Annotated in this window: 19 protein-coding genes and 1 pseudogene; 14 read left to right on the forward strand and 6 right to left on the reverse strand. The window is 64.1% G+C overall.

What is annotated here, in order from left to right; all coding sequences use genetic code 11:
- The first annotated feature begins 85 nt into the window (after window positions 1-85).
- The 9 genes from GNZ12_RS07170 to GNZ12_RS07210 all read left to right on the forward strand — a co-directional run bounded on the left by GNZ12_RS07170 (window position 86) and on the right by GNZ12_RS07210 (window position 8,075).
- On the forward strand, window positions 86-1,390 hold the full coding sequence (locus GNZ12_RS07170; RefSeq protein ID WP_172309688.1) for an NAD(P)/FAD-dependent oxidoreductase: 1,305 nt from the start codon (window positions 86-88) through the stop codon (window positions 1,388-1,390).
- Window positions 1,387-2,232: a DUF1365 domain-containing protein gene (locus tag GNZ12_RS07175; protein WP_172309689.1), complete on the forward strand. Its 846-nt coding sequence runs from the start codon at window positions 1,387-1,389 to the stop codon at window positions 2,230-2,232. Before GNZ12_RS07170 ends, GNZ12_RS07175 begins: the two co-directional genes overlap by 4 nt.
- A 12-nt stretch (window positions 2,233-2,244) precedes the next feature.
- Window positions 2,245-3,456, forward strand: coding sequence for an SAM-dependent methyltransferase (locus tag GNZ12_RS07180; protein WP_172309690.1), 1,212 nt, complete (start codon window positions 2,245-2,247; stop codon window positions 3,454-3,456).
- A gap of 172 nt (window positions 3,457-3,628) precedes the next feature.
- A complete protein-coding gene (map, locus tag GNZ12_RS07185; RefSeq protein WP_172309691.1) occupies window positions 3,629-4,414 on the forward strand; it encodes a type I methionyl aminopeptidase in 786 nt (261 codons plus the stop codon).
- A 185-nt stretch (window positions 4,415-4,599) separates the two neighbouring features.
- Window positions 4,600-5,133 carry a GNAT family N-acetyltransferase gene (locus GNZ12_RS07190; RefSeq protein ID WP_172309692.1) on the forward strand — a complete coding sequence of 178 codons (534 nt, stop codon included), beginning with the start codon at window positions 4,600-4,602 and terminating at the stop codon, window positions 5,131-5,133.
- Between the two features lie 220 nt (window positions 5,134-5,353).
- Window positions 5,354-6,205 (forward strand): septum site-determining protein MinC, encoded by an 852-nt coding sequence (minC, locus tag GNZ12_RS07195; protein ID WP_172309693.1) that lies wholly within the window; start codon window positions 5,354-5,356, stop codon window positions 6,203-6,205.
- Between the two features lie 104 nt (window positions 6,206-6,309).
- Window positions 6,310-7,125: a septum site-determining protein MinD gene (minD, locus tag GNZ12_RS07200; protein WP_063495093.1), complete on the forward strand. Its 816-nt coding sequence runs from the start codon at window positions 6,310-6,312 to the stop codon at window positions 7,123-7,125.
- Between the two features lie 14 nt (window positions 7,126-7,139).
- Complete coding sequence (gene minE / locus GNZ12_RS07205) at window positions 7,140-7,403, forward strand: cell division topological specificity factor MinE (RefSeq protein ID WP_028196771.1); 264 nt, start codon at window positions 7,140-7,142, stop codon at window positions 7,401-7,403.
- Between the two features lie 360 nt (window positions 7,404-7,763).
- Window positions 7,764-8,075 (forward strand): YXWGXW repeat-containing protein, encoded by a 312-nt coding sequence (locus GNZ12_RS07210; RefSeq protein WP_172309694.1) that lies wholly within the window; start codon window positions 7,764-7,766, stop codon window positions 8,073-8,075.
- Window positions 8,076-8,309: 234 nt separating this feature from the next.
- Here GNZ12_RS07210 and GNZ12_RS07215 read toward each other — a convergent pair whose 3' ends face one another.
- A complete protein-coding gene (locus tag GNZ12_RS07215; protein WP_172309695.1) occupies window positions 8,310-9,731 on the reverse strand; it encodes a chloride channel protein in 1,422 nt (473 codons plus the stop codon).
- 212 nt (window positions 9,732-9,943) lie between these two features.
- On the opposite strand from GNZ12_RS07215, the gene waaC reads away from it, so the two are divergent.
- Together waaC and GNZ12_RS44990 are read left to right on the forward strand one after the other, a co-directional pair.
- Window positions 9,944-10,948, forward strand: coding sequence for a lipopolysaccharide heptosyltransferase I (gene waaC / locus GNZ12_RS07220; RefSeq protein ID WP_172309696.1), 1,005 nt, complete (start codon window positions 9,944-9,946; stop codon window positions 10,946-10,948).
- 719 nt (window positions 10,949-11,667) lie between these two features.
- Window positions 11,668-11,799 (forward strand): hypothetical protein, encoded by a 132-nt coding sequence (locus tag GNZ12_RS44990; RefSeq protein ID WP_268959016.1) that lies wholly within the window; start codon window positions 11,668-11,670, stop codon window positions 11,797-11,799.
- A 158-nt stretch (window positions 11,800-11,957) separates the two neighbouring features.
- Here GNZ12_RS44990 and GNZ12_RS07225 read toward each other — a convergent pair whose 3' ends face one another.
- The 3 genes from GNZ12_RS07225 to GNZ12_RS07235 form a co-directional block, all read right to left on the reverse strand.
- A complete protein-coding gene (locus tag GNZ12_RS07225) occupies window positions 11,958-12,137 on the reverse strand; it encodes a hypothetical protein (RefSeq protein ID WP_172309697.1) in 180 nt (59 codons plus the stop codon).
- A gap of 204 nt (window positions 12,138-12,341) precedes the next feature.
- Window positions 12,342-13,649, reverse strand: a complete 1,308-nt coding sequence (locus tag GNZ12_RS07230) for an MFS transporter (RefSeq protein ID WP_172309698.1) — start codon at window positions 13,647-13,649, stop codon at window positions 12,342-12,344.
- A gap of 518 nt (window positions 13,650-14,167) precedes the next feature.
- On the reverse strand, window positions 14,168-14,725 hold the full coding sequence (locus GNZ12_RS07235) for a cell envelope integrity protein TolA (RefSeq protein WP_172309699.1): 558 nt from the start codon (window positions 14,723-14,725) through the stop codon (window positions 14,168-14,170).
- Window positions 14,726-15,162: 437 nt separating this feature from the next.
- Between GNZ12_RS07235 and GNZ12_RS44185 the strand changes: the two are divergent.
- The 3 genes and pseudogenes from GNZ12_RS44185 to GNZ12_RS07260 all read left to right on the forward strand — a co-directional run.
- Window positions 15,163-21,028: pseudogene (locus GNZ12_RS44185) on the forward strand (amino acid adenylation domain-containing protein); the annotation flags it as partial.
- A 75-nt stretch (window positions 21,029-21,103) separates the two neighbouring features.
- On the forward strand, window positions 21,104-22,072 hold the full coding sequence (locus tag GNZ12_RS44190; RefSeq protein ID WP_235993632.1) for an SDR family oxidoreductase: 969 nt from the start codon (window positions 21,104-21,106) through the stop codon (window positions 22,070-22,072).
- A 60-nt stretch (window positions 22,073-22,132) separates the two neighbouring features.
- Complete coding sequence (locus GNZ12_RS07260; protein WP_172309701.1) at window positions 22,133-22,537, forward strand: hypothetical protein; 405 nt, start codon at window positions 22,133-22,135, stop codon at window positions 22,535-22,537.
- Window positions 22,538-22,776: 239 nt separating this feature from the next.
- On the opposite strand, the gene argH is transcribed toward GNZ12_RS07260, so the two are convergent.
- Both argH and GNZ12_RS07270 read right to left on the reverse strand, forming a co-directional pair.
- Complete coding sequence (gene argH / locus GNZ12_RS07265) at window positions 22,777-24,183, reverse strand: argininosuccinate lyase (protein ID WP_172309702.1); 1,407 nt, start codon at window positions 24,181-24,183, stop codon at window positions 22,777-22,779.
- Window positions 24,184-24,345: 162 nt separating this feature from the next.
- The coding region (locus GNZ12_RS07270; protein ID WP_456238559.1) for an MmyB family transcriptional regulator at window positions 24,346-24,730 on the reverse strand (385 nt) is incomplete at its 5' end.

Here is a 24,730-nt window from a genome sequence, read left to right on the forward strand (position 1 = left end):
CGCTGCGTAAACCCCCTCAAGGACGCCCAACCCCCGCCACACCCAACTAACCGATCGCGCGCCCCCAAGATCAGGAGGCGCGCTCATGACCCACCCCGCACCGACCTCACCCCTGCCGCGCGGCTCGCGGGTCGCGGTTATCGGCGCTGGCATCTCGGGTTTAGCCAGTGCCTATTTGCTGGCGCGCAACCATCAGGTCACCCTGTTCGAATCGGCGGGCTATGCGGGCGGCCACACCAACACCGTGGACGTCACGCTCGAGGGCCACACGCATCCCGTCGACACGGGCTTTCTGGTTTTCAACGATCGCACCTATCCGAACCTGCTCGCGCTGTTCGCCGAACTGGGCGTCGAGTCGCACCCGAGCGAAATGACCTTCTCGGTCTCACTCGACGAAGGCCGCCTCGAATGGGCCGGCACCAACCTGAACACCGTGTTCGCGCAACGCAGCAACCTGTTCTCGCCGACCTTTATCGGCATGCTGCGCGACATCTTGCGTTTCAACGGCAGTGCGCAGCGCAATCTCGAGCTCGCCATAGAAACGCGCGCGTCGATGGGGGAACTGCTGACGGCCGGTGGATATGGCGGCGCGTTCCAGCGCCACTACCTGCTGCCGATGGCCGCGGCGATCTGGTCGAGCGCGACCGCCGATATCCTCGCCTTCCCGGCCACCACGTTCCTGCGCTTCTGCCTGAACCACGCACTGCTGCAGGTGAACCGGCGGCCGCAGTGGAAGACGGTGGTGGGAGGAGGGCGCGAGTATGTGCGCCGCATCGTCGGCACGCTCGACGATGTCCGCATCGGGACTGCGGTTAGAGGCGTGCGGCGCGATGCCGACGGTGTCGATGTGCTCACGGACAACGGCACGGAGCGTTTCGACGCGCTGGTGCTCGCCACCCACGCGCCGACTTCGCTGCGCCTGCTGGACAACGACGCCGATCAGGACGAGCGCAGCGTACTGAGCGCGGTGCGCTGCCAGCCGAACGTCGCCGTGTTGCATACGGATACGAATCTGCTGCCGCGTCGTCGGCGCGTGTGGTCGGCGTGGAATTATCTGGGAAGCCGCGGCGTCGATGGCACGCATCTGGTGTGCGTCAGCTATCTGGTCAACCAGCTCCAGCCGCTGCCGTTCAGGACGCCGCTCGTCGTCACGCTCAATCCGGTGACGCAGCCCGCGCCGGGCACCGAGCTGCGCCGCTTCGTCTACGACCATCCGCTGTTCGATCTGCCCGCCATCGACGCGCAGCACCGTCTGCCGTCGCTGCAAGGCAAGCGCCGCACCTGGTTCGCGGGCGCATGGACGGGTTACGGGTTTCACGAGGACGGTCTGAAATCGGCCCTGCGCGTCGCCGCCGATTTCGACGCATCGCCGGCATGGGCCACGCTATGAATCCCGCTCGCGCCAACGTCGATCCGGCCGCCTGGCTTTTGACGGGCCAGGTGATGCACGAGCGTCTGCGGCCGAAGCACCACCGCTTCACGTATCCGGTGTTCTACGTGCGCTGCGATCTGGATCGTCTGGCGTCGCTCGATAGCGGATGGTTCGGCATCGACCGCTGGCGTCCGCTCAGCCTTCACACACGCGACCACGGTCCGCGCGATGGCAGCGATCTCGCCATATGGATGCGCGCGCAACTATCGGTGGCGGGTATTGAAGAAGCGGACGGCAAGATCTGGCTGCAAGCTTTCCCGCGCGTGTTCGGCTATGCGTTCAATCCGGTCAGCTTCTGGTTTTGCGACGATCACGACGGCCATCTGCGTGCGCTGTTGGCCGAGGTGCGCAATACCTTCGGCGATCGCCACAGCTATCTGCTGAGCGCTGCGGGCAATGCGCCGATCACGGTGGATACAGCACTGACATGCCGAAAAGTGCTGCACGTGTCGCCGTTTTGCCGCGTCGAGGGGCGCTACGAATTTCGCGTCAGGGAGACGCCGAACAGTGCGTTGGTTTCGATCGATTACGAAGACGCTGACGGGCTTCTGATCCGTACGGCGCTGGGTGGCCGTCTAAAACCCTTAACGTGCTCGACAGCGCTCGCCGCGCTGATCCGTCAGCCGCTGCTGACCGTTGGCGTCGTTGCAAGAATTCATTGGCAGGCGCTACGCCTCGCCCTTAAAAAAGCGCCGTTCTACGGCAAAAATCCCACGCCGGTTCGCACCGCCGACGTACCCATCGATCATGCCGCAGCCGGCCAACCGTCCGCCGCTGCGCGCCCCATTTCGTCCGATTGAGGAGATGCAGCCATGGCGCTTTCAAGAACCCTGAGCGGACACCGAACCGTTCCCGCGTCAGGCCGCCTGTTTCTATCTTTGCTCGAAAGGATTCAGGTTGGGCATCTGGTGCTGATCACGCCCGACGCTCAGCAGCGCGTGTTCGGCGATCCGCGCGCGGCACCGAGCGCGCGCCTCGAGTTGCGCGACTGGCGTGCCTGCGGCGCGATTCTGCGCAAAGGCGATATCGGTTTTGCCGATGCCTGGCGCGCGTTCTGGGTCGATACGCCCGATCTGGCCGCTTTGCTGCGCGTCGCAATCCGCAACGAACGCGCGCTGCAACGCACCGTCTGCGGCGGCTGGCTCGCGCAACTCTGGTACGGGCTGCGTCATAAACTAAGGCCCAATACGCGTTCGGGCAGCCGGCGCAATATTCACGCGCACTACGACATCGGCAACGCGTTCTACTCGCAGTGGCTGGACCCGACGTTCACGTATTCGAGCGCGGTGTTCGGCGGCAATTTCTATCAATCGCTCGAAGACGCGCAGCAGGCGAAGTATCAACGCATCATCGATACGCTGGGTTTGTGCGAAGGCATGCGCATTCTGGAAATCGGCTGTGGGTGGGGCGGTTTTGCGATGCACGCAGCGCGCCAGGGCATTCATGTACACGGCGTAACGATCTCTCCTGTGCAGCTCGAATTCGCCAAGGAGCGTGTGAGCGAAGCAGGCCTGAGCGACCGGGCGCACCTCGAATTGCGCGACTACCGTACGCTGACCGGCCAGTATGACGGTATCGTATCGATCGAAATGTTCGAAGCCGTCGGCGAAAAATTCTGGCCGACGTACTTCCGCATCTTGCGCGAACGTCTGCAGCCTGGCGCACGTGCGCTCGTGCAAACCATCACGATCGACGACTCGCACTTCGCGGCCTATCGCGCGACCAGTGACTTCATCCGCGAATTCATTTTCCCGGGCGGCATGTTGCCGAGCCCGCAGCGATTCATCGAAGCCGCGCGGCGTGGCAAGCTGACGGCGCGCACGTCGTTGGTGTTCGGCCGCGATTACGCCGAGACCCTGCGCCGTTGGCGCAGCGCGTTCGAGGCCCAGCTCGATGCGATCCACACGCAAGGCTTCGATGAGCTTTTCGTGCGGACGTGGCGCCTGTATCTGGCGTACTGCGAAGCCGGTTTCGACGAAGGACGCACGGACGTGATGCAATTCGTACTCGCCTCGGCGGACTGACATGCGTGCGCTCGCGGCATGAGACAGGCTGACGCCAGGTTGGGGGTTTTTGACGGTCGATCGGCGTCGTGCCGAAAGCCTCCGGCGAGCAGGCCCGACCCGGCTCGCGGAGGCCGTCCGGCGATCCTCTGTACAATTGGCCGATCGTCAACATCGCACTTCGACCGAATTCATGGCCATTTCCTACAAGACTCCCGACGACATCGCCAAGCTGCGCATTTCCGGCCGCCTCGCGGCCGACGTACTGGCGATGATCGGCGAGCACGTCAAGGCCGGTGTCTCCACCGACGAGCTCGACGCCCTGTGCAACGACTACATTGTCAATACGCAAAAGTCGATTCCGGCCAATGTTGGCTATCTGGGATTTCCGAAAACCGTTTGCACGTCCGTCAACCAGGTGGTGTGCCACGGCATTCCCAACCGCAGTGAAATCCTGAAAGACGGCGACATCGTCAATATCGACGTCGCGATCATCAAGGATGGCTATTTCGGCGACACCAGCCGCATGTACTGCGTCGGCCAGCCGAGCACGGTGGCGCGCCAGCTGATCGACACGACCTATGAGGCGATGCTGGCCGGCATCCGTGAGGTGAAGCCGGGTGCTACGCTCGGCGACGTTGGCTATGCGATCCAGAAGGTTGCGCAGCGCGACGGCTTCTCGATCGTGCGCGACTACTGCGGGCACGGCATCGGCAAGGTGTACCACGAAGACCCGCAAGTGTTGCACTACGGTCAACCGGGGCAGGGCGTGCGGCTGAAGCCGGGCATGGTCTTCACGATCGAGCCGATGATCAACGCGGGCCGCGCCGGCACCGCGGTGCAGCGTGACGGCTGGACCGTGGTCACCAAAGACCGTTCGTTGTCGGCGCAATGGGAGCACATGATCGCCGTGACCGAAGAGGGTTACGAGCTGCTCACGCCATGGCCGGACGGCACCGGCGATTACGAAGCGCCTTGAACACGTGGCCGGCGCGCCTCAGGAACCGTCGTTTCAAGGCGGTGGCCGCGCCAATTGCTGCGCTGTTGGCGCGCGGCTCCTGGTCCTTTGACCTGCGCTGCGGTTCGATCCAGTAAATAAGGATTTGACTCGCGCGCCGGTTCGGTTAAAGCTACGCCTTAGGGTTTCAAGGGGTTTTCGTCTGCATGAGTACGTCATTGACCGTTCGCCGTATCGCCGCTGATCAGGGCACCGTTTTCCGCGAACTCCGTACTGCGTCGCTGCGGGAGGCGCCCTATGCCTTCGGCGAAACGCTAGAAGACGCGTTGTCGGCGGATGCCGCCACGTTCGACGCCACCGCCGCCGAGCACGCTGTTTCGTTTATCGCAACCAGTTTCATCCTCTATACCGAGGGCCATCCGGCAGGACTGATCGAAGCGCATTTCGACGACGCCGCGGCGCGCCGCGCGTTCGTCTGCGAGTTGTGGGTGGCGCCGGCCGTGCGTCATCTGCGAGGCGGCGAGTTGCTGGTCGACACCGCCAGCACCTGGCTCGCCAGCGAAGGCGCCACCGAAATCTACGCGTGGGTCGCCGACGCCAACCGCAATGCGATGCGCTTTTACGAGGCGCTCGGCTTCGGTCCGACCGGCGAGCATCGGCGTGTCGTGCGTGTGCCCGAGCAGGCCGAAAGCCTGCTGGTGCGCCATGTGCCGACCACGTCGCAGGTGTTTCAGCAGTGATCTCGCGAGCGGCGCGTCTACCGGCCGCTCACATCCCTTCCGCGTCGCTACAGCGTTCATGGCCGGGTTCATGGCCAAATGAGCGCCCCAAGCGCGGCCTGAACGGCCGAGGCGTGGCCACGTCATGGGTATTCAGGCCGCAGGGGTGCGTTCTCCCGGCAAAAAAACCCGCTCCCCGCCTGGACGCCTGTAAAATACGCAAAATTTTTTGCCGAACGCTATGTCGCCCAAGAAATCGCCCTTTTTCGAACTCCGCAGCGGCTCTGTCGACACGCTCCTGTTTGTGGTCAAGACAACCGACCTCGACGCGATGCGTGCCGAACTGACCCGGCGCTTCGAGGCGACCCCCGAATTTTTCGCTAACGACGTCGTCGCGATCGACGTGCGCCGGCTCGCCGAGAACGAACGCGTGCCGCTCGCGGACATCGCGCAACTGCTCGACAGCGTGCGCATGCGCCCGGTCGGCGTCGTCGCCAACGCGCAGCAGCAATGGGCGGCCGAATCCGCGCTGCCGCTGCTCGAAGCGCGCGATCGCCGCGGCGCCGCAGCGAAGTCCGCAGACGAAGAGGGCGCCAATGCTGCCGCTGTGGCACCGGTTGCCACCGCCGCGACGGCTACGCCCCCGGCCGATCTGTTCGCCGCCGCCGCCGGCGGGCCGCCGGAAAGCGGCACCCCGGCCACGGCCGCCGCGGTCGAGCCGGCGCCCGCCGCCGAGCCAGTTCGTCTCGCCACCTCGTCGCAAACCATGGTGGTCGACAAGCCGCTGCGCTCGGGCCAGCGCATCTACGCAAAGGGCGATCTGGTCGTGCTCGGCCTCGTGAGCTACGGCGCGGAAGTGATCGCGGAAGGCAACATCCATATTTATGCGCCGCTGCGCGGCCGGGCGTTGGCCGGCGTGCAGGGCAATCACGACGCGCGCATTTTCTGCACGTGTCTCGAACCGGAACTGATCTCGATTGCGGGCATCTACCGTACAACCGAGAACCCGCTGCCGGCCGACGTGCTCGGCAAGCCGGTGCAGATCTGGCTCGAAGAAGAGAAATTGATGATCGAACCGTTGCGGCTCACCTGATCGGCGTGAAGCGCGCGCTGCCCTGAACGGTCACGGCACGCAGCGCTCCACGGCAAATCAGGCCGCACATAATTGACGAATTTGACGAACACAAGGTAAGGGTAATGGCAAAAATCATTGTGGTGACTTCGGGCAAGGGTGGCGTGGGCAAGACGACCACGAGCGCGAGTTTTGCATCGGCCCTCGCATTGCGTGGCAGCAAAACCGCCGTGATCGACTTCGACGTCGGCCTGCGTAACCTCGACCTCATCATGGGCTGTGAGCGCCGCGTGGTGTACGACCTGATCAATGTGATCCAGGGCGAAGCCAACCTCAACCAGGCGCTGATCAAGGACAAGAAGTGCGAGAACCTGTTCATCCTGCCGGCCTCGCAAACGCGTGACAAAGACGCGCTGACCATGGAAGGCGTCGAGAAGGTCATCAATGACCTGATCGCGATGGACTTCGAATTCATTGTGTGCGATTCGCCGGCCGGTATCGAATCGGGCGCGCTGCTCGCCATGCACTTCGCCGACGAAGCGCTGATCGTGACGAATCCGGAAGTCTCCTCGGTGCGCGACTCGGACCGTATCCTCGGCATCCTGTCGTCGAAGACCAAGCGCGCGATCGAAAGCAAGGAGCCGATCAAGGAACACCTGCTGATCACCCGCTACAACCCGAAGCGCGTGAGCGAAGGTGAAATGCTGTCGCTCACCGACATCCAGGAAATTCTGCGCATCGATCTGATCGGCGTGATTCCGGAATCGGAAGCGGTGCTGCATGCGTCGAACCAGGGGCTGCCGGCTGTGCACCTCGACGGTACCGACGTCGCCGAAGCCTATAAAGATGTCGTGTCGCGTTTCCTCGGCGAGCAGAAGTCGCTTCGCTTTACCGATTACCAGAAGCCAGGGCTGCTGCAGCGCCTCTTCGGCACCAAGTAAGGGGAGCGCACGTCATGTCGATTCTTTCGTTTTTGCTGGGCGAGAAGAAGAAGTCCGCGTCGGTAGCGAAGGAACGCCTGCAGTTGATCATCGCGCACGAGCGCGCCGGCGGCCATGCGCCTGCCGATTACCTGCCTGCGTTGCAACGCGAACTGGTGGCCGTCATTTCAAAGTACGTGAAAATCTCCAATGACGATATTCGCGTGAGCCTGGAGCGCCAGGACGACCTCGAAGTGCTCGAGGTCAAGATCGAAATACCGCAGGCTGGTTCCGCATAACGTACTGCGCGCTCAGCTTCGTTTCGTCGATATGACGTCACGAGGCGGAGCGTCAGCGCTGTCTTTGTTGTGATGCCTTCTTTGCGTCGTCGCGCGCTGCGCTGTCCTGGTTCGTAGGTTCGCGACTTCGCAATTTTGTTGCGTCCTCCCGCTGTTCCCTTGCGTCGTTCTCCTCGTCGTCGTCCCCGCTACCCCTGTGTTCGTGTGCGCTCGCACAGGCCTTCTCACGCGTGCTTTCCACGCGGCGAAATAATCCGTTGCACTTCAGCGTGCGCCGTTACACGCGCGCAGTCAGCGCTTTCGTCCCCTCGCGCATTAAACGGATAACGCCGCGTCCGGTGTCCAACTACAGAGGGAAAAATGAACAAGACCTTTCGCTTGCTGATCGCCAACGCTGTTCTGATCGCGGCTGGTGCATCCGCTGTGGCATCCGCTTCGGCCGAGGAAGTCGTCGTGATCGCGCCGTCCGCACCGCCGGCCGTGCGTTACGAAGCCGTGCCGGCGCCGCGCGTCGGCTATGTGTGGGATCACGGTCATTGGCGTTGGGACCACGGCCGCTATGTGTGGGTCGCGGGTCATTGGCAGGCCGAGCGCGTCGGCTACCACTGGGTGCCGGGCCACTGGGTCGAACACGGTCCGAACTATCGCTGGGTCGAAGGCCACTGGGCGTAAGTTCAAAGGCAACAGCTGTGTGCGGTGCGGCGCGCGTCAGGCCGCACGTACCCCTCTCTCCAGATTGACAACGCAGGCGCCGCGCACGCTCTCGGCGTAGCGCCCGCCTGCGTCTTCCAGGAAACACATGATGAAAAAGAATCTGCTTCTGATCGCCGCGCTGGCGATCATTCTCGCCGGGTGCGTGGTGGTGCCGGCGCGGCCGCTGGTGGTGCGCGCGCCGGGCGTCGTCGTTTACTGACGCGGGGTGCCGGTGCCGTCTTCAGCGGCAGCGTCGCCGTTGATCTCGTCGACGACAGTCGGCTCTGGCGCTTCGACTTCGGGTACCTCCGGCACCGGTGCGGGTGCCGGGCGCGGCGGCGGCGCCATATAGCGCTCTGCCAGCGCCTCATACAACGGCGGCGCGAACAGGCGCGAGACGCGGCTTGCGATCAACGCGGTGGCCATCAGCGAAATCACCAGTGCATGACCATCGATCATTTCCATCACGATCACGAACGACGTAATTGGCGACTGCGTGACGGCGGCCAGATAGCCCACCATCGCGAGGGCGATCAGCATCGGCAATTGCATCGAGTCGAACACCATGTGCAGCAGATTGCCGAAGCCGGCGCCGATCGACAGCGAGGGCGCGAAGATGCCGCCTGGGATGCCCGGCAGATACGAGCCGACCATCGATATCATCTTCAGGAACGGATAGAACACGGACAGGTGCTCGTGCCCCTCCAGCAGTCCGCGCGCTTCCGCATAGCCGCTGCCGAAGGTCGTGCCGCCGGAGATGAGGCCGACCACCGCGATCACGAAACCGCACAGCGCGGCGAACACGACCGGCCGCTCGCCGTGCAACTGACGCAGCGGCGCAGGAATCCAGCGCGCGGTGTTCAGCAGCAGCCAGCCGAACACGCCGCCCGCAATACCGGTGACGATCGCCGTGAGCAGAACGGCCACCGCCAGCAGATCGGGGAAGTGCGCGCCGATCTGGATGGTGCCGAAATAGGTGTAGTTGCCGTTCAGTCCGAGCGCGATCACACCGGCGATGATGATGGCCGTAATCAGCACGCCGCTCGCGCGGGCCTCGAAGCTGCGGGTGAGTTCCTCGATTGCGAACACGATCCCCGCCAGCGGCGTATTGAACGCCGCGGACAAACCCGCTGCCGCGCCCGCGAGTACTAATTGCCGTTCGATCAGCGCGTTCGAGCGTGGATACAGCCGCCGCAGATTGAACATCAGCGCCGCGCCGACCTGCACGGTCGGCCCTTCGCGGCCGATCGTGAAGCCGCCGAGAATCGCCAGAAACGACACGGCGATCTTGCCGAACAGAATCCGGAACGATAGCAGCCGCGCGCCGTATTCGCCGGGCTTGGCATGCAGGGTGGCGATGACTTGCGGAATGCCGCTGCCCTCGGCGCCGCGGAAGAACTTGCGCGTGAGCCAGACGGCGAGCGCCGCGACCGCGGGCGTGACGATCAACGGCGCCCACACATGCTGTTGCTGCATTGCGCGGAATTCGCCGTAGCCCCAATCGATGAGTCTTGCGTAGAGCACCGCCACTAGACCGACCGCGATCGCGCCGAGCCAGAAAACGCCGTATTGCCGCCACAGACGTCTGGCGCGACGCACGATGCTGGAAGAGGGAGGAAGGAAGGCCCGGGACATGAGAATGTGCTGGCGCAAAGGGTGAATTATAAAGCGTGCCGCATTGACAGAACGGTATGAAAGAATTCTGAAATATAGTAAAAAGGCTATTTGTAAGGTGTGCAATGTAACGCGCTGTATTAATGACGGTATGGCGCGCGGCGGCGTTCAGCCAAGATTCTTCGAATCGTCGGCTAAAATAGTTTGACGTATGAACAACTAACAGGTCCTCAATGAAGCGAGTCCTTATCGTCAAGGTCACGTCACTCGGCGATATCGTGCAGGCGTTACCCGTCGTCGCCGACATCAAACGCGCGTTTCCCGGCGTTCAGGTGGACTGGGCGGCCGACGAAGCATTCGCCGAAGTGGTGCATTGGTGCGAGGGCGTGGACCGCGTGCTCTGCGCACCGTTGCGCCGCTTCAAGAAGGCGCGCCGCTGGGGCGATTTCAAGGCGATCGCGGCGTCGATCGCCGAATTGCGCGCCTATCACTACGACTTCATCGTCGACATTCACGGCGTGTACAAGAGCGCGATCATCGCGTTTCTGGCGCGCTCGTCGAAGCGGATTGGCTATCAGTCGCAGGATCTCGGCGAGCGAGGTGCCGCATTTGCCTACACCGGGCGTTTCGGCCCGCGTCCGCAGTGCGACGCATGGCATGGCATGCGCATCAGCACGGGCGAGGCGCTGGGCTATGAGGTCGAAGGCCCCCCTGTCTACAATCTGCGCTTGCCCGAATCGGCCGCCGCAGCGTTCGCGGCTAACAGCGCGCCGGTCGCGGCGCTGTTTCACGCCACCTCCAAAGACGACAAGAAGTGGCCGCTGCCCCATTGGGTCGCGGTCGGTCGCGAGTTGGCACAGCGCGGTTTTCACGTGGTGTTGCCGTGGGGCTCGGAAGGCGAGCGAGCCGAGGCAGAGCAAATCGCGTCGCAGGTGCAGGGTTCGACCGTTCTGCCGAAGCTGAGCGTGACCGAAATCGCGCAGATGATCGACGCGTGCGCACTGGTGGTCGGCACCGATACGGGTTTCGTTCATCTGGCGCATGCATTGCTGAAGCGCACGGTCATGATTTTTATGGCGACTTCGCCGTCGCATTGCGGCATCGAGGCGCCGTTCCGCTCGATCTCGATCGGTGACGGCCAATCCGTGCCGTCGATCGCTGAGGCATTGGAGGCGATCGATTACGTGCACAGCGAGCCGCACGCCGTCCCCATGCAGCACGGCTCGGCAGCCGCCTGAGTGCAGCTTCGCTGCGCGTTCACGCAATCGTTTGGCAAAAAGAAAAGAGGCGCGACGTACAGTCGCCCAATCAAACGAGCGCTGCCACGGAACGCCTCGAAAAACGCCCGTGTCGGGGAACTACGGGCGGAGAGGAATCGCTGCAATGAACAAACTGACTCACGCACTGAGCGGTCACTTCGCGTGAGCGACTCAGTTCTAAAGAGACCGCCGGCCGACAGTCGAGTTCAATGATGCATTCATCGAGGCATGCCGCGCAAGTGCCGGCAGATTTATGTGCCGTTCACCGGCGTCCCGCAATCGCTCGCTCATCGCCACGCTCCAAGCACTGAGAAGCGTCGCGCATTACACGCCTGTTAAATCTGTCTCTTTTCGTTGAGTGCCTAATTGGCTACACGCGTTCTCTTGCGCGTGGCCGCCGGCTCATTCATGGCGCATGGAAGCGCGAACTCAATCCCCCTGATCAGCGCCCCGATTCGCGCACCCGCCACGGGCAGGGCTTGCGCCGGGCGCACGTGCTCAAAGCAGTATAGGCGGTGTTTTCTTCTGATGTGAATCTGTCGTCGCCATGCTTCGAGCGCGGCCGGTTTGGGGGCTTAAACGTGTAACACCTCAGTGATTTTCCCTTACAAATGGCAACGGTCGCGCGAGGCAGGGTCGTGTTCAATCGAGTCATTCGGGGTTTCGGCTCGAATGACTCTGACTCGAAGGAGAATAATATGAAACGCTTAATCCTGACCCTGATCGCAGGCACGCTGCTGGCAACGGCGCTTGGAGGTTGCATCGTTGCACCGGCGCCTGGCTATTACTACGGCGGCGGCGGTTACTACCATCACGGCGGTTACTACTAACGGTAACGGCTCGCGGCGCGCGTTCGGCCTGGATGCGGTGCCTGGCGCCGACGGCTGCTACTTGCCTGCATAGGCACGGGCAGCCGCTCAACCGCTTCGGAGTACGTCAGGCTGCTTCCGGCCGCCGCGCCCAACCGGGCGTCGCGGTGTTCGACGGCTCAGGCGAGCAGCATTTCGAAAGCGATCACCGCACTGATGGCAGCCACGTTCGCGGCCAGCGCTTCCACGACAATGCCCTTCCATGTCGCGGGACGAAAGCGCAAGGCCAGCAGCAATGAACACAGCAACGCCAGCGCGATGATCATCACGATGTCCGCGTTGTGGAGATGAATATTCATCAGAGCCTCCCTGCTTGCTTTAGGGTTATTGAATTCGAGTATAAGCAAGTCAAAAAGACGCGCAAGGCAGGGGATTTACCAGCACCGTGCGGTAAAGCGGAGAGAAAAGCGGGGTACCCGCCGATGCTGCCGCAGCGCGCGTCAATGCGCGCCTGGCGGCACCGGGGTAAAGAACCAATCAGACCATCAATGCGGCGCGCTCGCTTACATCAAGCGCGCATCGCGCGTCTCGCGCATGCAAAGCACACCGATCATGCTGACGGCCGCCGCAATCGACACGTAAGCGCCCACCCACGGCAGCCCGCCGTGCGCGGCCAGCACCTGCGCGATATACGGCGCGACTGACGCACCGAGAATCCCGCCGAGGTTGTACGACACGCCTGCACCGGTATAGCGCACGTTGGTCGGAAACAGTTCCGGCAGCAGCGCGCCCATCGGTGCGAAGGTCACGCCCATCAGGAACAGTTCGATCACGAGGAACAGCAGCACCAGCGGCGTCTGTCCACTGCCGAGCAATGGCGCCATCGTGAAGCCTGACAGGATCGCGGCGATGATGCCGACGATCAGCACCGGCTTGCGGCCGTAACGGTCGCTCGCCCAGGCCGACAGCGGTGTGGCGAGCGCCATGAACACGACGGCGATGCACAGCAGGCCAAGGAAGGTCTGCCGCGGAATATGCAGCACCGACACACCGTACGACAGCGAAAACGTCGTGGCGTTGTAGAACAGCGTGTAGCAGACCACCATCGCCAGCGCACCGAGGAGGGTCGGCAGCCCGTGTTGCGAGAACAGCGTGGCGATCGGCACCTTCACGCGCTCCTTGCGTTCGATGGCCGCCTGGAAGGCCGGCGTCTCGGCGATTTTCAAACGCACATACAAGCCGAGCGCGACCAGCACCGAGCTGACGAGGAACGGCACGCGCCAGCCCCAGCTGCGGAACTGTTCATCGGAGAGCGACAGCGCGAGGGCAAAGAACAGACCGTTGGACGCCAGAAAACCGATCGACGGCCCTAGTTGCGGGAACATCCCGAACCAGCCGCGTTTGCCGGCCGGCGCGTTCTCGGTGGCGAGCAGCGCCGCGCCGCCCCATTCGCCGCCGAGGCCAATACCCTGGCCGAAGCGCAGCACGCAGAGCAGGATCGGTGCGAGGCTGCCAATTGAGTCGTAGCCCGGCACGAAACCGATCAGCGTGGTCGACACACCCATCACCAGCAGCGAAGCCACCAGCGTCGATTTACGGCCGATCCGGTCGCCGAAGTGACCGAACAGGAACGAGCCGATTGGCCGCGCGACGAACGCGATGCCGAACGTGACGAAAGCCGACAAGGCTTGGGCAGTTGCCGAGCCGTGCGGGAAAAACACCGGTCCGATGACGAGCGCCGCGGCAGTAGCATAAACGTAGAAATCATAGAACTCGATCGCGGTGCCGATGAAGCTCGCGAAGATGATCCGCGCGCTGCTGTTCTGCCCGGACGCATTGGGCTGGGCCGCGGAAATCGGCGAAGTGGACATGCAGGGTCTCCATGTGTCGTGATGCCGTTGGGCGCCGTACTTTTACGTGTGGGCGGTGTGCGGTCAGGTGGCATCTTTGTTTAAGTTCGTGCGCTTCGGCGCGTCTCGCAGGTGGTTGAAGCCATGCGTGGCGCCGGCGACGATGCGACAGCTTACAACGGCAGCCGGTAGCCGTCAGTGGTTGCGCGCGAAAGTGGCCTTGCCAGGAGAACGACCAGGTGGGCTGCGCGGCGCATGCGGGCAACCGGGCAGCCGGTTCAGCGCGAGGTGCTGACGACCAGACGTCAGTCATTGCGTGCGTCGTGCATCGACGATCAGGCAGGCGGCCCACGCGGATGGCGCGGCGACGCTGCAATCGGGCTCGCGCCACGCCAACGGGTGAGCGGGCGGCGTGAACCATGCCGGAAAGCTCCGGCTTAGGGAATCGAAAAATTATAACGAGCGTCGCCGCGGCACAGCAAGGCGGTACAAGGCAAGTCGCTCGGCTTGTCGCTCATCCTGTCGTTGCGGCGCTGCGTTCACTCGATGGTCTGCGCTTGCGGCGTGGCGAATTCGCGCAACTGGAATTTGCCGTTGTCGTTGAACAGCCAGTCTTCGAACAGTTCGAGCTGGCCACGGCCGTTCAGCAATTTATCGGGCGGCTGCGGCAACGGCGAGGCGCGTCGCAAGCTGGCAAGCGCGGTGCTCTCGGCCTCGTCGTCGCCATTGGTGCGATACACCGACGACGCCAACACCTTGCCATCGCGATCCACCGTGAACGACACCACGACCAGCGAGCGCAGCATCGCTTGCGGCGTGCCGTGCAACACGTAGGACGGGCTGCGTTCGATGATGCGCTGGGCGACCGCGCTGCGGTACTGGTCGAGCGTCGCACTGTTGACGGCGGCCGCCGGCGTGATGATGAGTGGGCGTTGCGGCGGCGTGATGGTGCAGCCTGCTATGACGGCGAGCGCTAAAGCCGACGCGACCGTCAGCGCCGATGCCGATACCACGCTATGCGCATGCGATAGAGATGCGCTAACGCGTGAAGCGAAGCGTCCAGTCAAGCGGCGAAGGTGACGTGTGCGGGTGAACATCGTCGAGGAAAACACAGTGACAGGATCTAACTTGATGGTAGTCAAAAACCGCCAGGATGCAACTGTCGTTGACCCTGTATGCCGATTCCGAGCCATGTGATTTCGGCTCGCTTGCACGCCGCGCGTTGCGTTCTTTCCATCACCTTTCTGCTCCATGCATGAGCGCATTCAGTCTGATGCGATCCGCCTGACATACACCGTGTTTAAACAAAGTTCGTCACGCCGATCCGCACACAACAGGACTTCTAAGAGTTCTCCTATGGTGTCAACGGCCTCACGTCAATAGCGTGGGCCGGACCATCGGGCGAAGCGCCGCAGCGCGGTCATGAGTCGCGTGCGACCGGCGCTACGCGAGCCGATCGGTCCTGTCCATCCCGACAACGAGGTATCGTTTGGAACACTCTTCCTTTGCATTGACGCGCACGCAATCCCGCACGTTGGCGCACGCCGCCGCCGGTCCCAATCTCTGCGCCGTCTACCGGATCGACGGCCGTCCAGACGTCGAGCGTCTGTCCGCCGCCGTGGCACAACTGGTGGCCCATTGCCAGCCGCTTGCCTACCGGCTCGTCGAAGCCGAACAGGGCATGCGCTGGGTCATCCGCCGTGACGTGCGCGCGGAACTGAATGTCATCGATCTCGACCGGCGTGACGCGCGCGACGAAGCCGCCGTGCTGTCGCTAATCGACGGCCTATGCGCGCGTGCCTTCCGCATGGACGCCGGACTGCCGTGGGCGTTCACGCTGCTACGCGCCGGCGCACACAGTTATCTTGTGTTCGCCTGCCATCCCGCCTTGCTCGACCGTTTTTCGCTGACACCGTTGTTCAACGCGCTTTCCCGGGCCTATCGCGGCGAGGCGCCAGGTGCACCGCTCGGCATCGATCAGCAAGGCCTGCTCGACGCCGAGCGTGAGCTCCTTGCGAGCGACCGCCTGCAGACCGACCTCGATTTCTGGATCGGCCAGGTGGGCGACGCCTCGTTCGAATGGCATGCGCCGCGCCGGCAGAATGCGCTCGCCGACAGCAGCTTTACAGTGCCCCTCGACGCGCAAACAGGCGCTGCATTGCGCAACGAGGCAAAGGCGCTCGGCGTTGCGCCCGATCTGCTGATCAAACTGTGTGTTCACGTGCTGCTGCGCCGCATGACCGGCAGCCGCGCTGTGCTCACCGTGCATCATCAGCGCGGCCGCTGCCAGCGCGACGAGACGATCGGTTTCGACGAACGGCGGCGGCTCCTGAAAACCGATTTCGACGACACGATGACGCTGCGGCAGTTTCTACGGCACGCGTCGGCGCGCGCAGAGATGGCCGATTTCCACGCCGAACTCCCAGCCTTCGAAGTGCAGCACGACATCGAGCGGCGCGAACCGGGTTTCGTGCGCGCGACCAATGTGGTGTGCGAGGCCGACAGCTTGCCCTATGACGCGCTGACGCTCGGCACGCTGCCGGCGGCGTTGCTGGCACCGTACTCTCGCCGTTTCTCGCACGAGGACATGGGCGTCTACATCGATGTGCGCGAGGAGATCGCGTTGCATGTGCATAGCCGCCATCCCCAGGAACTCGACGGCTTGCGTCTCGCGTTCGAGCATTTGACGGCGCTGCTCGGGCGCGTCGGCGAGAGTCTCGAGCAGAAACTCGATGCGATCGATCTCTATACGCCGGCGTTGCGGCAGCATTGCGCAGCGTGGTCCGATGGCGGCCCGCTCGCGGCACCCGCGCACGACGTGCTCGATCTGTTCGCGCAGACAGCGCGCGAGCACGCCGCGCGTCCGGCGGTCAGCGGCCCGGACGCTGCTTTCACTTACGCGCAACTGGCGCTCGCCGCACAGCGTGTGGGCGCGGCCCTTGCCGCGCGCGAGCCGGACGCGCCGGAGGGGCGGGACGCGTTGGTCGGCATTTGCGTCTCGCGCGGTGCGCGCATCGTTCCGGCGATGCTCGGCGTGCTCGCCAGTGGCGCGGGCTATTTGCAGCTCGATCCGCAGATGCCCGATGAGCGCTTGCGCTACATCGTCAAGGACGCGCAGCTGCGAGCCGTGATTGTCGACGCGGTGACGCACGAGCGCTTGAGCGCGCTGGCCGATTGCGCGCTACTCCGGATCGAGGATCTACTGAACGGCCCGGCGGCCGGGGCGACCCCTGCGCACTGCGCGCCGGCCGATCCACAGCGGACCGCCTACGTGATCTACACCTCAGGCACAACGGGCAAACCCAAGGGTGTCGTCATCGAGCGCGGCATGCTGGCGCACCTGATCGCTTCGCTGACGGGCCGGTATCGGCGTGATGCAGGCACGCGCTGGCTACAGTTTGCGTCGGTCAATTTCGACGCCAGCGTGCTGGAGATCTTCAATCCGCTGACACATGGCGGCCACCTGATTGTCGCGCCCGAAGCGGTGCGCACCGACGCCGATGCGCTGTCCGCCTTCCTCAGCGCCGAACGCGTCACGCATGCGTTCCTCCCACCGGCGATTCTCAAGCTGTTGCCGCGGCGCGCGCTACCGCATCTGGACACGGTGCTATGCGGCGGCGAAGCGAGCGACGACGAGACGATCCGTTTCTGGTCCGGCGTGCTGCGCCTGTCGAACATCTACGGGCCGACCGAGACTACCGTGATGGCGACCGAAAACACCTTCGACGGCGACAAGCCGGCCAATCAACTGGGGCATCCGCTTCCCGGCTACCAGATTCATCTACTCGATGAGGAAGGCGAAGCGGTGCCGCTCGGGGGGATCGGCGAGATCTGCATCGGCGGCGCGGCTGTTTCACGCGGCTATCTGCTGCGGCCTGAACTGACCGGGCAGAAGTTCCGGACGAACCCATTCGGCCCCGGCCGTCTCTACCGTTCCGGCGATCTCGGCCGCTTCCAGCCGGACGGCGCGATCGAGTTCCTCGGCCGCAGCGATATTCAGGTGAAGATTCGCGGCTACCGGATCGAGCTCGGCGAGATCGAGGCCAGCATCGTCGAGCAGCCGGAGGTGCGCAGCGCCTATGTCGGCACATGCGAGCGGCAGGGCGGCACGGCGCTGGTGGCCTGGTATGTGGGTGCCGCGCTGGAGCCGGCGGTGCTGCGGGATCGTCTGGCGCAACGTCTCGCGCATTACATGGTGCCGGCGTTCCTGTTGCCGATCGAAGCGCTGCCCTTGACGCTGAACGGCAAGATCGACCGCAGCAAACTGCCGGCGCCGCAAGCCGGTCAGGCTGACCATGGGGGCCGCGCTTTCGACGCCTTCGAGCTCGCGCTGCAAGCGATCTGGTCGGAGGTGCTGGGCGTGCCGCTCGAGAGCGTCGGCGAACACAGCCACTTCTTCCAGTTGGGTGGCCACTCGCTACTCGCCACGCTCGTCTGCAACCGCGTCAACGCGAGCTTGTCCGCGCCGGTCAAGCTGAAGACGCTGTTCGAGCATCCGCAGTTCGACGTCTTCTGCGCAAGGGCGCGGCAGAGCGTCGAGCAAGGCGCCGCGCTGCCGCCGCTCGTCCCACAATCAGGCGCGCCTATGCCCGCGCCCGTGGCAAGCCGGCTCGTGCGGATGATGCACACCCGCGCGCTCGGCAAGCCTGACGATAACGCGTACAACATCGTGATGCGGGTGGACTTCGGCGGGGCCGCGAATTCGTTGCGATTGCACCAGGCACTCGTCGCCGTGCTCGCGCACAACCCGATTTTCAAAGCGCGCTTCGTGGAGCGCGGCGGACAATTGCGGGTGCTGCCGGGCACGGCCACACTGCCGACGGATTGGCGCATTCCTCTAGAAAGCTGCGATGCCGGCGCTATCGACGCGTGTGCCGAAGCCATGCGCGCGCTGTGCTTGCCGCTCGACTGTGCGCCGTTGTGGCGCGCGCAACTGCTCATGTCGCCGCAAGAGAACCGCACCACCTTGCTGATCTGCATTCATCACGCGATTTTCGACGGCTGGTCATTCAAGCTGTTGCTGGATGAACTGACGTCGCGCTACGAAGGCAAGCCGGTTTCAGGCGCGCGGCTCTCATGGTTCGACTACGGCCATTGGGCGCCGCAACTGGCTGCGTCGCCGCGCTTTGCCGCCGCGCGCGACTACTGGATGCGCAAGCTCGACGCCGTTGCCTTGCGCACCGAACTGCCGTTCGACGCACTGCAGCGCGAGCCCAACGCGAACCGCTCTTTGGCGCTGCATGTGCGGTCCGCCCAGATGCGGCGCCTGACGCAGATTGCCGAGGCGCACGACATGACTTTGCCGCCCGTGCTGTTCGCGCTGTACCTCGTATGGCTGTGGCGCGTGAGCGGTCAGCAGCAACTGGCCTGCGCCTATCCGTACGCGGGCCGCGATGTCCCGGGCAGTGAGGGGATCTACGGCATGTTCGTCTCGATGGCGGTGCTGGTGCAGCGCATCGACACGCGGCAAGGCTTCGGCGAGCTGGCGCGCGCGGTGCAACGCCAGATGCTCGACGATCGCGATCATCTGCTCGCCACGCCTTACGACACCGATAACGGCCAGCTCGGTGCGCTGAACACGATTTTCAGTTTGCAGAACGGCATCGAACTGAATGGCCGCATCGGCGAGGCGGCGTATCACGCCGAGGAATGTCCTCCGCTGACGTCGAAAGCGGACCTGTCGGCGATTTTCTATTTGCGGCCCGATGGCGGTCTGGACGGGCGCTTCGAATACGACAGCTCGGTGCTGCACGCGGCCTCGGTCGAGCGGATGGCCGAGGTGTTCATGACGCTGTGCGACGCCGCGGCTTACCAGCCTGATGCACCGGTTGGTGAACTTGCCTATCTGAGCGACGCGCACCATGCGCAGTGTCTGAACTTCGCTTGCGGCGAGCCGCTACCGGATGCCCCGCAGTCGATCCCTGCGCGGTTCGCCGAGGTAGTCGCGGCGCACGCGTCGCGCGTTGCCGTGCGCTGCGGCGAGCAGCAGCTCAGCTATCGCGAACTCGATGCGCTCAGCGATGCCATTGCCCGCAGCGTGTCAGCCTGTGTGCCGCCCGGCGCGCGCATCGGTTTGAGCATGCAGAAGAGCGTTCTGCTGGTGGCGACCGTGCTGGGCGTGCTCAAAGCGGGGTGCGCGTACGTGCCGCTCGACCCAGCTTATCCCGCCGAGCGCTTGCGCTATTTCGTCGAAAACTGTTCGGTCGATACGGTGCTGGCCGATGCGCCGAGCCGCAGCGCGCTGGAGGCCGCAGGTCTCGGCGAATTGCGCAAGCTTGACCCAGCGATGCTGGCGAAGTGGACGGCGGACGCTGAGGCGGGAACGGGGGCTCAGGCGGAGACTGACGCGGAGAAGGCGGCTGGGAAGGATGCTGAAAAGCAGGCCGGGAAGCAGGCCGATAGGCAGGTCGGGCCGCAGGCGGAAAGGCAGGCAGGGCAGCCGCACCGGCCGCGCACTGTCGCCCCCGAGGCGCTCGCTTATGTTATCCACACGTCGGGCTCAACCGGCAAGCCGAAAGGTGTGCTGGTGGAACACCACAGCGTCGTTCGAATGGTGGCCGGCGCGAGCCGCGCGCTCGGCTATGCGCCGGGCAGCGTCAGCACCCTGGCGGCGTCCACCAATTTCGACGCGAGCGTGCTCGATCTGTTCCTCGCGCTGCTGCACGGCGGCACGCCGCGATCCGCTGCTGCTACACAGTTTGTTGAAGGCGGAGCGCGTCACGCATGCATCGCTTGCACCGGTGGTGGTGCAGAGCTTGCCGCGCGAGCCGCTGCCCGATCTGCAACTGCTCGGCTTCGGCGGCGATACGCTGGACGAACCGAGCGCCGCCTGGTGGAGCGAACGCACGCAACTGTTCAGCCTGTACGGCCCAACCGAAATCACGGTGATGGCCTCGTGCGGGCAAGTGCTGCCGGGTGGGCCGAGCCGCATCATCGGCAAGCCGCTGCCGGGCTACCGGCTCTACCTGCTAAATGCGCAGCGGCAACTGACGCCGCCCGGCTCGGTTGGGGAAATCTACATCGGCGGCGAGAATCTGGCGCGGGGCTATATCAATCAGTCGGCCATGACGATGGAACGCTTCGTGGTCGATCCATTTCGCGATGCACCGTACGCGCTGATGTATCGCACCGGCGACCTCGGCCGTTTTCTCGCCGACGGCACGATCGAATACTTCGGCCGCAACGACGCGCAAATCAAGCTGCGCGGTTTTCGCATCGAACTTGGCGAGATCGAGAATTGCATCGCGGCCGCGCCTGGTGTCGCGCATGCTGCCTGCCGGGTGTGGGGCGAGGGCGAGGCGCGCTATCTGGCCGCGTACTACGTAGCCGCGCCGGGCGAACGTGGCGCCGCGCCCGACGAAGACACGCTGCGCCGTCATGTGGCGCAGGCGCTGCCCGACTACATGGTGCCAGCGTGCTTTATCCGGCTGGATGCGCTACCGGCATCGCCAAACGGCAAACACGATCGCAAGGCCTTGCCGGCGCCGTCACGCGCAGGCGGTACGCCGCCGCGCGAAGGCGTCGAGCAACGCATCGCCGAAATCTGGCAGGCGCTGCTGCGCGTCTCCGGCATCGGCCGCGACGATAGTTTTTTCCGGCTCGGCGGCAATTCGATTCTGGCCGTGCGGATGCAGGCGCAATTGCGCGATGCGCTCGGCATCCAGTTTCCGATGGCTGCGTTTTACCGCTCGCCGACCATCGCGACGCTCGCGGACGGTGGTCACGAGGACATGATCGAACGCGCCATTGCCGACGCATCGCAGCCGTTCGTTGTCGAGCAGGCCGCGCCTGCTTTTTCTGACGCCGTCGAAGCAGCGCCGATTCGCACCATGCTGCTGACCGGCGCGAGCGGCTTTCTCGGCATTTACCTGCTGCACGCGTTATGCGGGCGGCTCGACAAGGTGATCTGCCTGCAACGCTGTCCGAGCGCCGCGGCCGGGCGCGCTGTCTTGCAGGACAAGGCGCGCGAGGCGGGTTTGGCAATCGACTTCAGCCGCGTCGACGTGATCCCCGCCGATCTTGCCGCGCCGCAGCTTGGACTCGACACACCACGCTGGCGGCAACTCGCCGGGGAGGTCGACGCGATCCTGCATTGCGGCGCGTTCGTGCATCACCTGCATAGCTATGAGGCGATGAAGGGGGCGAATGTCGGCGGCACCGAGGCATTACTGCGGCTCGCGCTGACGCAGCGGCAAAAACCGTTCTGCTTCGTCTCGACACTGTCGGTCGGCGAGATGCTGGCGGGTGCCCGGCGCATCGACGAGCGCGTGAATGACGCTCGTCCCATGCTGGACAACGGCTATCTGCTGACAAAGTGGGTGAGCGAACAGCGGGTCGCGGAGTGTGCACGCCGCTTCGGTTTGCCGGCGGTGATCGCGCGGCCGGGCAATATCACCGGCCACAGCCGTACCGGTTTCAGCAACTTCGCGCACAACCATTTCTGACTGTTCAACAAGGGCTGCCTGCAACTGGGCGCTTATCCGGAAACGGCGCAGGAAGTGGAGATGATGCCGGTCGATCTGCTTGCCGGCGCGGTGACGGCGGTGGCACTGCATCCACATGCCGGCTTACGGGTGGCGAACCTGAGCAATCCGCTCGTGCTCAGCCAGCGGCAGTGGTTCGCGGCGCTGGCCGCTTCCGGTTTGCGTGCCGAGCCGCAGGCGGCGGCTGACTGGCAACGGCGGCTGGCGGATCTCGACGCGTCGAATGGTCTGGCACTGATTCGCGACTTTTATACGGGCGATCTGTCCGCTGCGCCCTTGCCGGTCGAACAGATCGGAACGTTGACGGAGCTGGCGCGGCACGGCGTGGATCTGACGGTCGACTATGGTGCGCTGATCCGGCTCTACGTCGGTTATCTGCGCGATGCCGGTTTTCTTGACCCGTTGCCGCAGACGGTCGTGCCCTAAAGCGCTCTGGGAGGCGCAAGCGACCGGCAGTGCATCGCCGGTTCAGCTTGCGCACCGAACCATGGCGCGCTTTGTAATGGGCCGAAATATGACCGAATTTGCCCGCGGCCAAAACACGCCTACACTTCGATGGCCTCTTTCGAGAGGCATCGGTGGAAGTCTTTCATTTAGCCCGCTTCGCGCGGGCTTTCTTTTTTGCGCGGCGCTTTGCGCAATTAATCCACAAAGCGCGCCGTGCCTTACTTCAACGCTGCCCGTGCGCCCTTGACCGCTGCGAGCACCTGCTCGGGCGCCGTGCCGCCTGGATGGTTGCGGCTCGCCACCGAACCTTCGAGCGTCAGATACGAGAACACGTCTTCGCCGATCAGATGCGCGACGTTCGGCAGTTCTTGACGCATTTCTTCGAGCGTCAGGTCGGCCAGGTCGCAGCCGCGATCGGCACATACGCGAACCGCGAGCGCGACCGCTTCGTGGGCGTCGCGGAACGGCAGGCCGCGCTTGACCAGGTAGTCGGCGAGATCGGTTGCCGTGGAGAAGCCTTGCAACGCGGCGTCGCGCATGGCTTGCGGCTTCACCGAAATACCGGCGACCATTTCAGCGAAGATGCGCAGCGTATCGGCCACCGTGTCGACGGTGTCGAACAGCGGCTCCTTGTCTTCTTGATTGTCCTTGTTGTACGCGAGCGGCTGGCCTTTCATCAACGTCAGCAGCGCGATCAAATGGCCGTTCACGCGGCCCGTCTTGCCACGCGCGAGTTCAGGCACGTCCGGGTTCTTCTTCTGCGGCATGATCGACGAACCGGTGCAGAAACGGTCGGCCAGATCAATGAAGCCGACGCGCGGGCTCATCCACAGCACGAGTTCTTCGGAGAAGCGCGATACGTGCGTCATCACCAACGCCGATGCGGCCGTGAATTCGATCGCGAAATCACGATCGGACACGGCGTCCAGCGAGTTCGCGCAGATGCCGTCGAAGCCGAGCGTCTTTGCCACCGCATGACGGTCGATCGGATAGCTGGTGCCGGCCAGCGCGGCGGCGCCCAGCGGCAGACGATTCACGCGCTTGCGGCAATCGACCATGCGCTCGGCGTCGCGCGAAAACATTTCGACGTAAGCCATCAGGTGATGGCCGAACGTGACCGGCTGCGCGACTTGCAGGTGCGTGAAGCCCGGCATGATCGTCGAGGCGTTCTTCTCCGCCATGTCGAGCAAGGCCGTGCGCAATTCCGTCAGCAGGCCGCCGATGCGGTCGATTTCGCCGCGCAGCCACAGGCGGATATCGGTCGCGACCTGGTCGTTACGCGAGCGGCCCGTGTGCAGGCGCTTGCCCGCGTCGCCGATCAGCGCGGTCAGGCGCGCTTCGATGTTCAGGTGGACGTCTTCCAGATCGAGTTGCCACTCGAACTCACCTCGCTCGATTTCACCCTTGATCTGCGCCATGCCGCGTTGGATCGCGGCGAGGTCGTCGGCGGCGATAATCTTCTGCGCGGCCAGCATCGAGGCGTGCGCGAGCGACCCTTCGATATCGACGAGCGCCAGACGCTTGTCGAAGAAAACCGACGACGTGTAGCGTTTGACAAGCTCCGACATCGGCTCCGAGAAGCGAGCCGACCAGGCTTCGCCTTTTTTGTGCAGTTGGGACGTCATGGTGTTGGGCAGTTGAACGAGGTGAGGAGGCTGACGGCGTTTGCGTACGTGCAGGCGCTGCCGAAGCGAAGAAAGACAGGGATTTTAACACTGGCGGACCGCATCAAAGACGCCGCCTGCCGGCGGTCACGTATGCCGCAGCGCGCCTTTGCTCCACAGCGGCTACTCCTGGACCAGCACGACCAGCTTCAGATCCTCGCGATGCGCCGGCTTGAAGGTGATCTGGTCGTAGACGATGCGGCCGTCGCGCGGATGGTTGAATTCGCGCCGGCCGCCTTCACGACCACCGACGTCCTGCGACGCCCAGAAACGGGCGAACGCGTCGCTGGCGGTGGTGAGCGAGTCGATCAGCCCGCGGGTGGGGGCGTCGTTCAGATGGCGGATCGAATCGGCGCGGAATTCGGCGGCAAGGCGCCGCGCGCGGGTTTCCCAGTCGACGATCAGCTCACGAGCGGCCGGTTCGGTGAAGGTGTAGCGCAGCAGGTTGCGGTCGTGCGCGCCGTCCAGCCAGCCGACGAACAGGTCGGCGGCGCGCTCGTTCCAGGCG

Origin of the sequence: Paraburkholderia solitsugae, assembly GCF_013177695.1 — a bacterium.
In the GTDB taxonomy this organism is placed as follows: domain Bacteria; phylum Pseudomonadota; class Gammaproteobacteria; order Burkholderiales; family Burkholderiaceae; genus Paraburkholderia; species Paraburkholderia solitsugae.

Coding starts and splice junctions, on each gene's coding strand:
- GNZ12_RS07170 (WP_172309688.1), top strand. CDS start 86: ATGACCCACCCCGCACCGACCTCACCCCTGCCGCGCGGCTCGCGGGTC.
- GNZ12_RS07175 (WP_172309689.1), top strand. CDS start 1,387: ATGAATCCCGCTCGCGCCAACGTCGATCCGGCCGCCTGGCTTTTGACG.
- GNZ12_RS07180 (WP_172309690.1), top strand. CDS start 2,245: ATGGCGCTTTCAAGAACCCTGAGCGGACACCGAACCGTTCCCGCGTCA.
- map (WP_172309691.1), top strand. CDS start 3,629: ATGGCCATTTCCTACAAGACTCCCGACGACATCGCCAAGCTGCGCATT.
- GNZ12_RS07190 (WP_172309692.1), top strand. CDS start 4,600: ATGAGTACGTCATTGACCGTTCGCCGTATCGCCGCTGATCAGGGCACC.
- minC (WP_172309693.1), top strand. CDS start 5,354: ATGTCGCCCAAGAAATCGCCCTTTTTCGAACTCCGCAGCGGCTCTGTC.
- minD (WP_063495093.1), top strand. CDS start 6,310: ATGGCAAAAATCATTGTGGTGACTTCGGGCAAGGGTGGCGTGGGCAAG.
- minE (WP_028196771.1), top strand. CDS start 7,140: ATGTCGATTCTTTCGTTTTTGCTGGGCGAGAAGAAGAAGTCCGCGTCG.
- GNZ12_RS07210 (WP_172309694.1), top strand. CDS start 7,764: ATGAACAAGACCTTTCGCTTGCTGATCGCCAACGCTGTTCTGATCGCG.
- GNZ12_RS07215 (WP_172309695.1), bottom strand. CDS start 9,731: ATGTCCCGGGCCTTCCTTCCTCCCTCTTCCAGCATCGTGCGTCGCGCC.
- waaC (WP_172309696.1), top strand. CDS start 9,944: ATGAAGCGAGTCCTTATCGTCAAGGTCACGTCACTCGGCGATATCGTG.
- GNZ12_RS44990 (WP_268959016.1), top strand. CDS start 11,668: ATGAAACGCTTAATCCTGACCCTGATCGCAGGCACGCTGCTGGCAACG.
- GNZ12_RS07225 (WP_172309697.1), bottom strand. CDS start 12,137: ATGAATATTCATCTCCACAACGCGGACATCGTGATGATCATCGCGCTG.
- GNZ12_RS07230 (WP_172309698.1), bottom strand. CDS start 13,649: ATGTCCACTTCGCCGATTTCCGCGGCCCAGCCCAATGCGTCCGGGCAG.
- GNZ12_RS07235 (WP_172309699.1), bottom strand. CDS start 14,725: ATGTTCACCCGCACACGTCACCTTCGCCGCTTGACTGGACGCTTCGCT.
- GNZ12_RS07260 (WP_172309701.1), top strand. CDS start 22,133: ATGATGCCGGTCGATCTGCTTGCCGGCGCGGTGACGGCGGTGGCACTG.
- argH (WP_172309702.1), bottom strand. CDS start 24,183: ATGACGTCCCAACTGCACAAAAAAGGCGAAGCCTGGTCGGCTCGCTTC.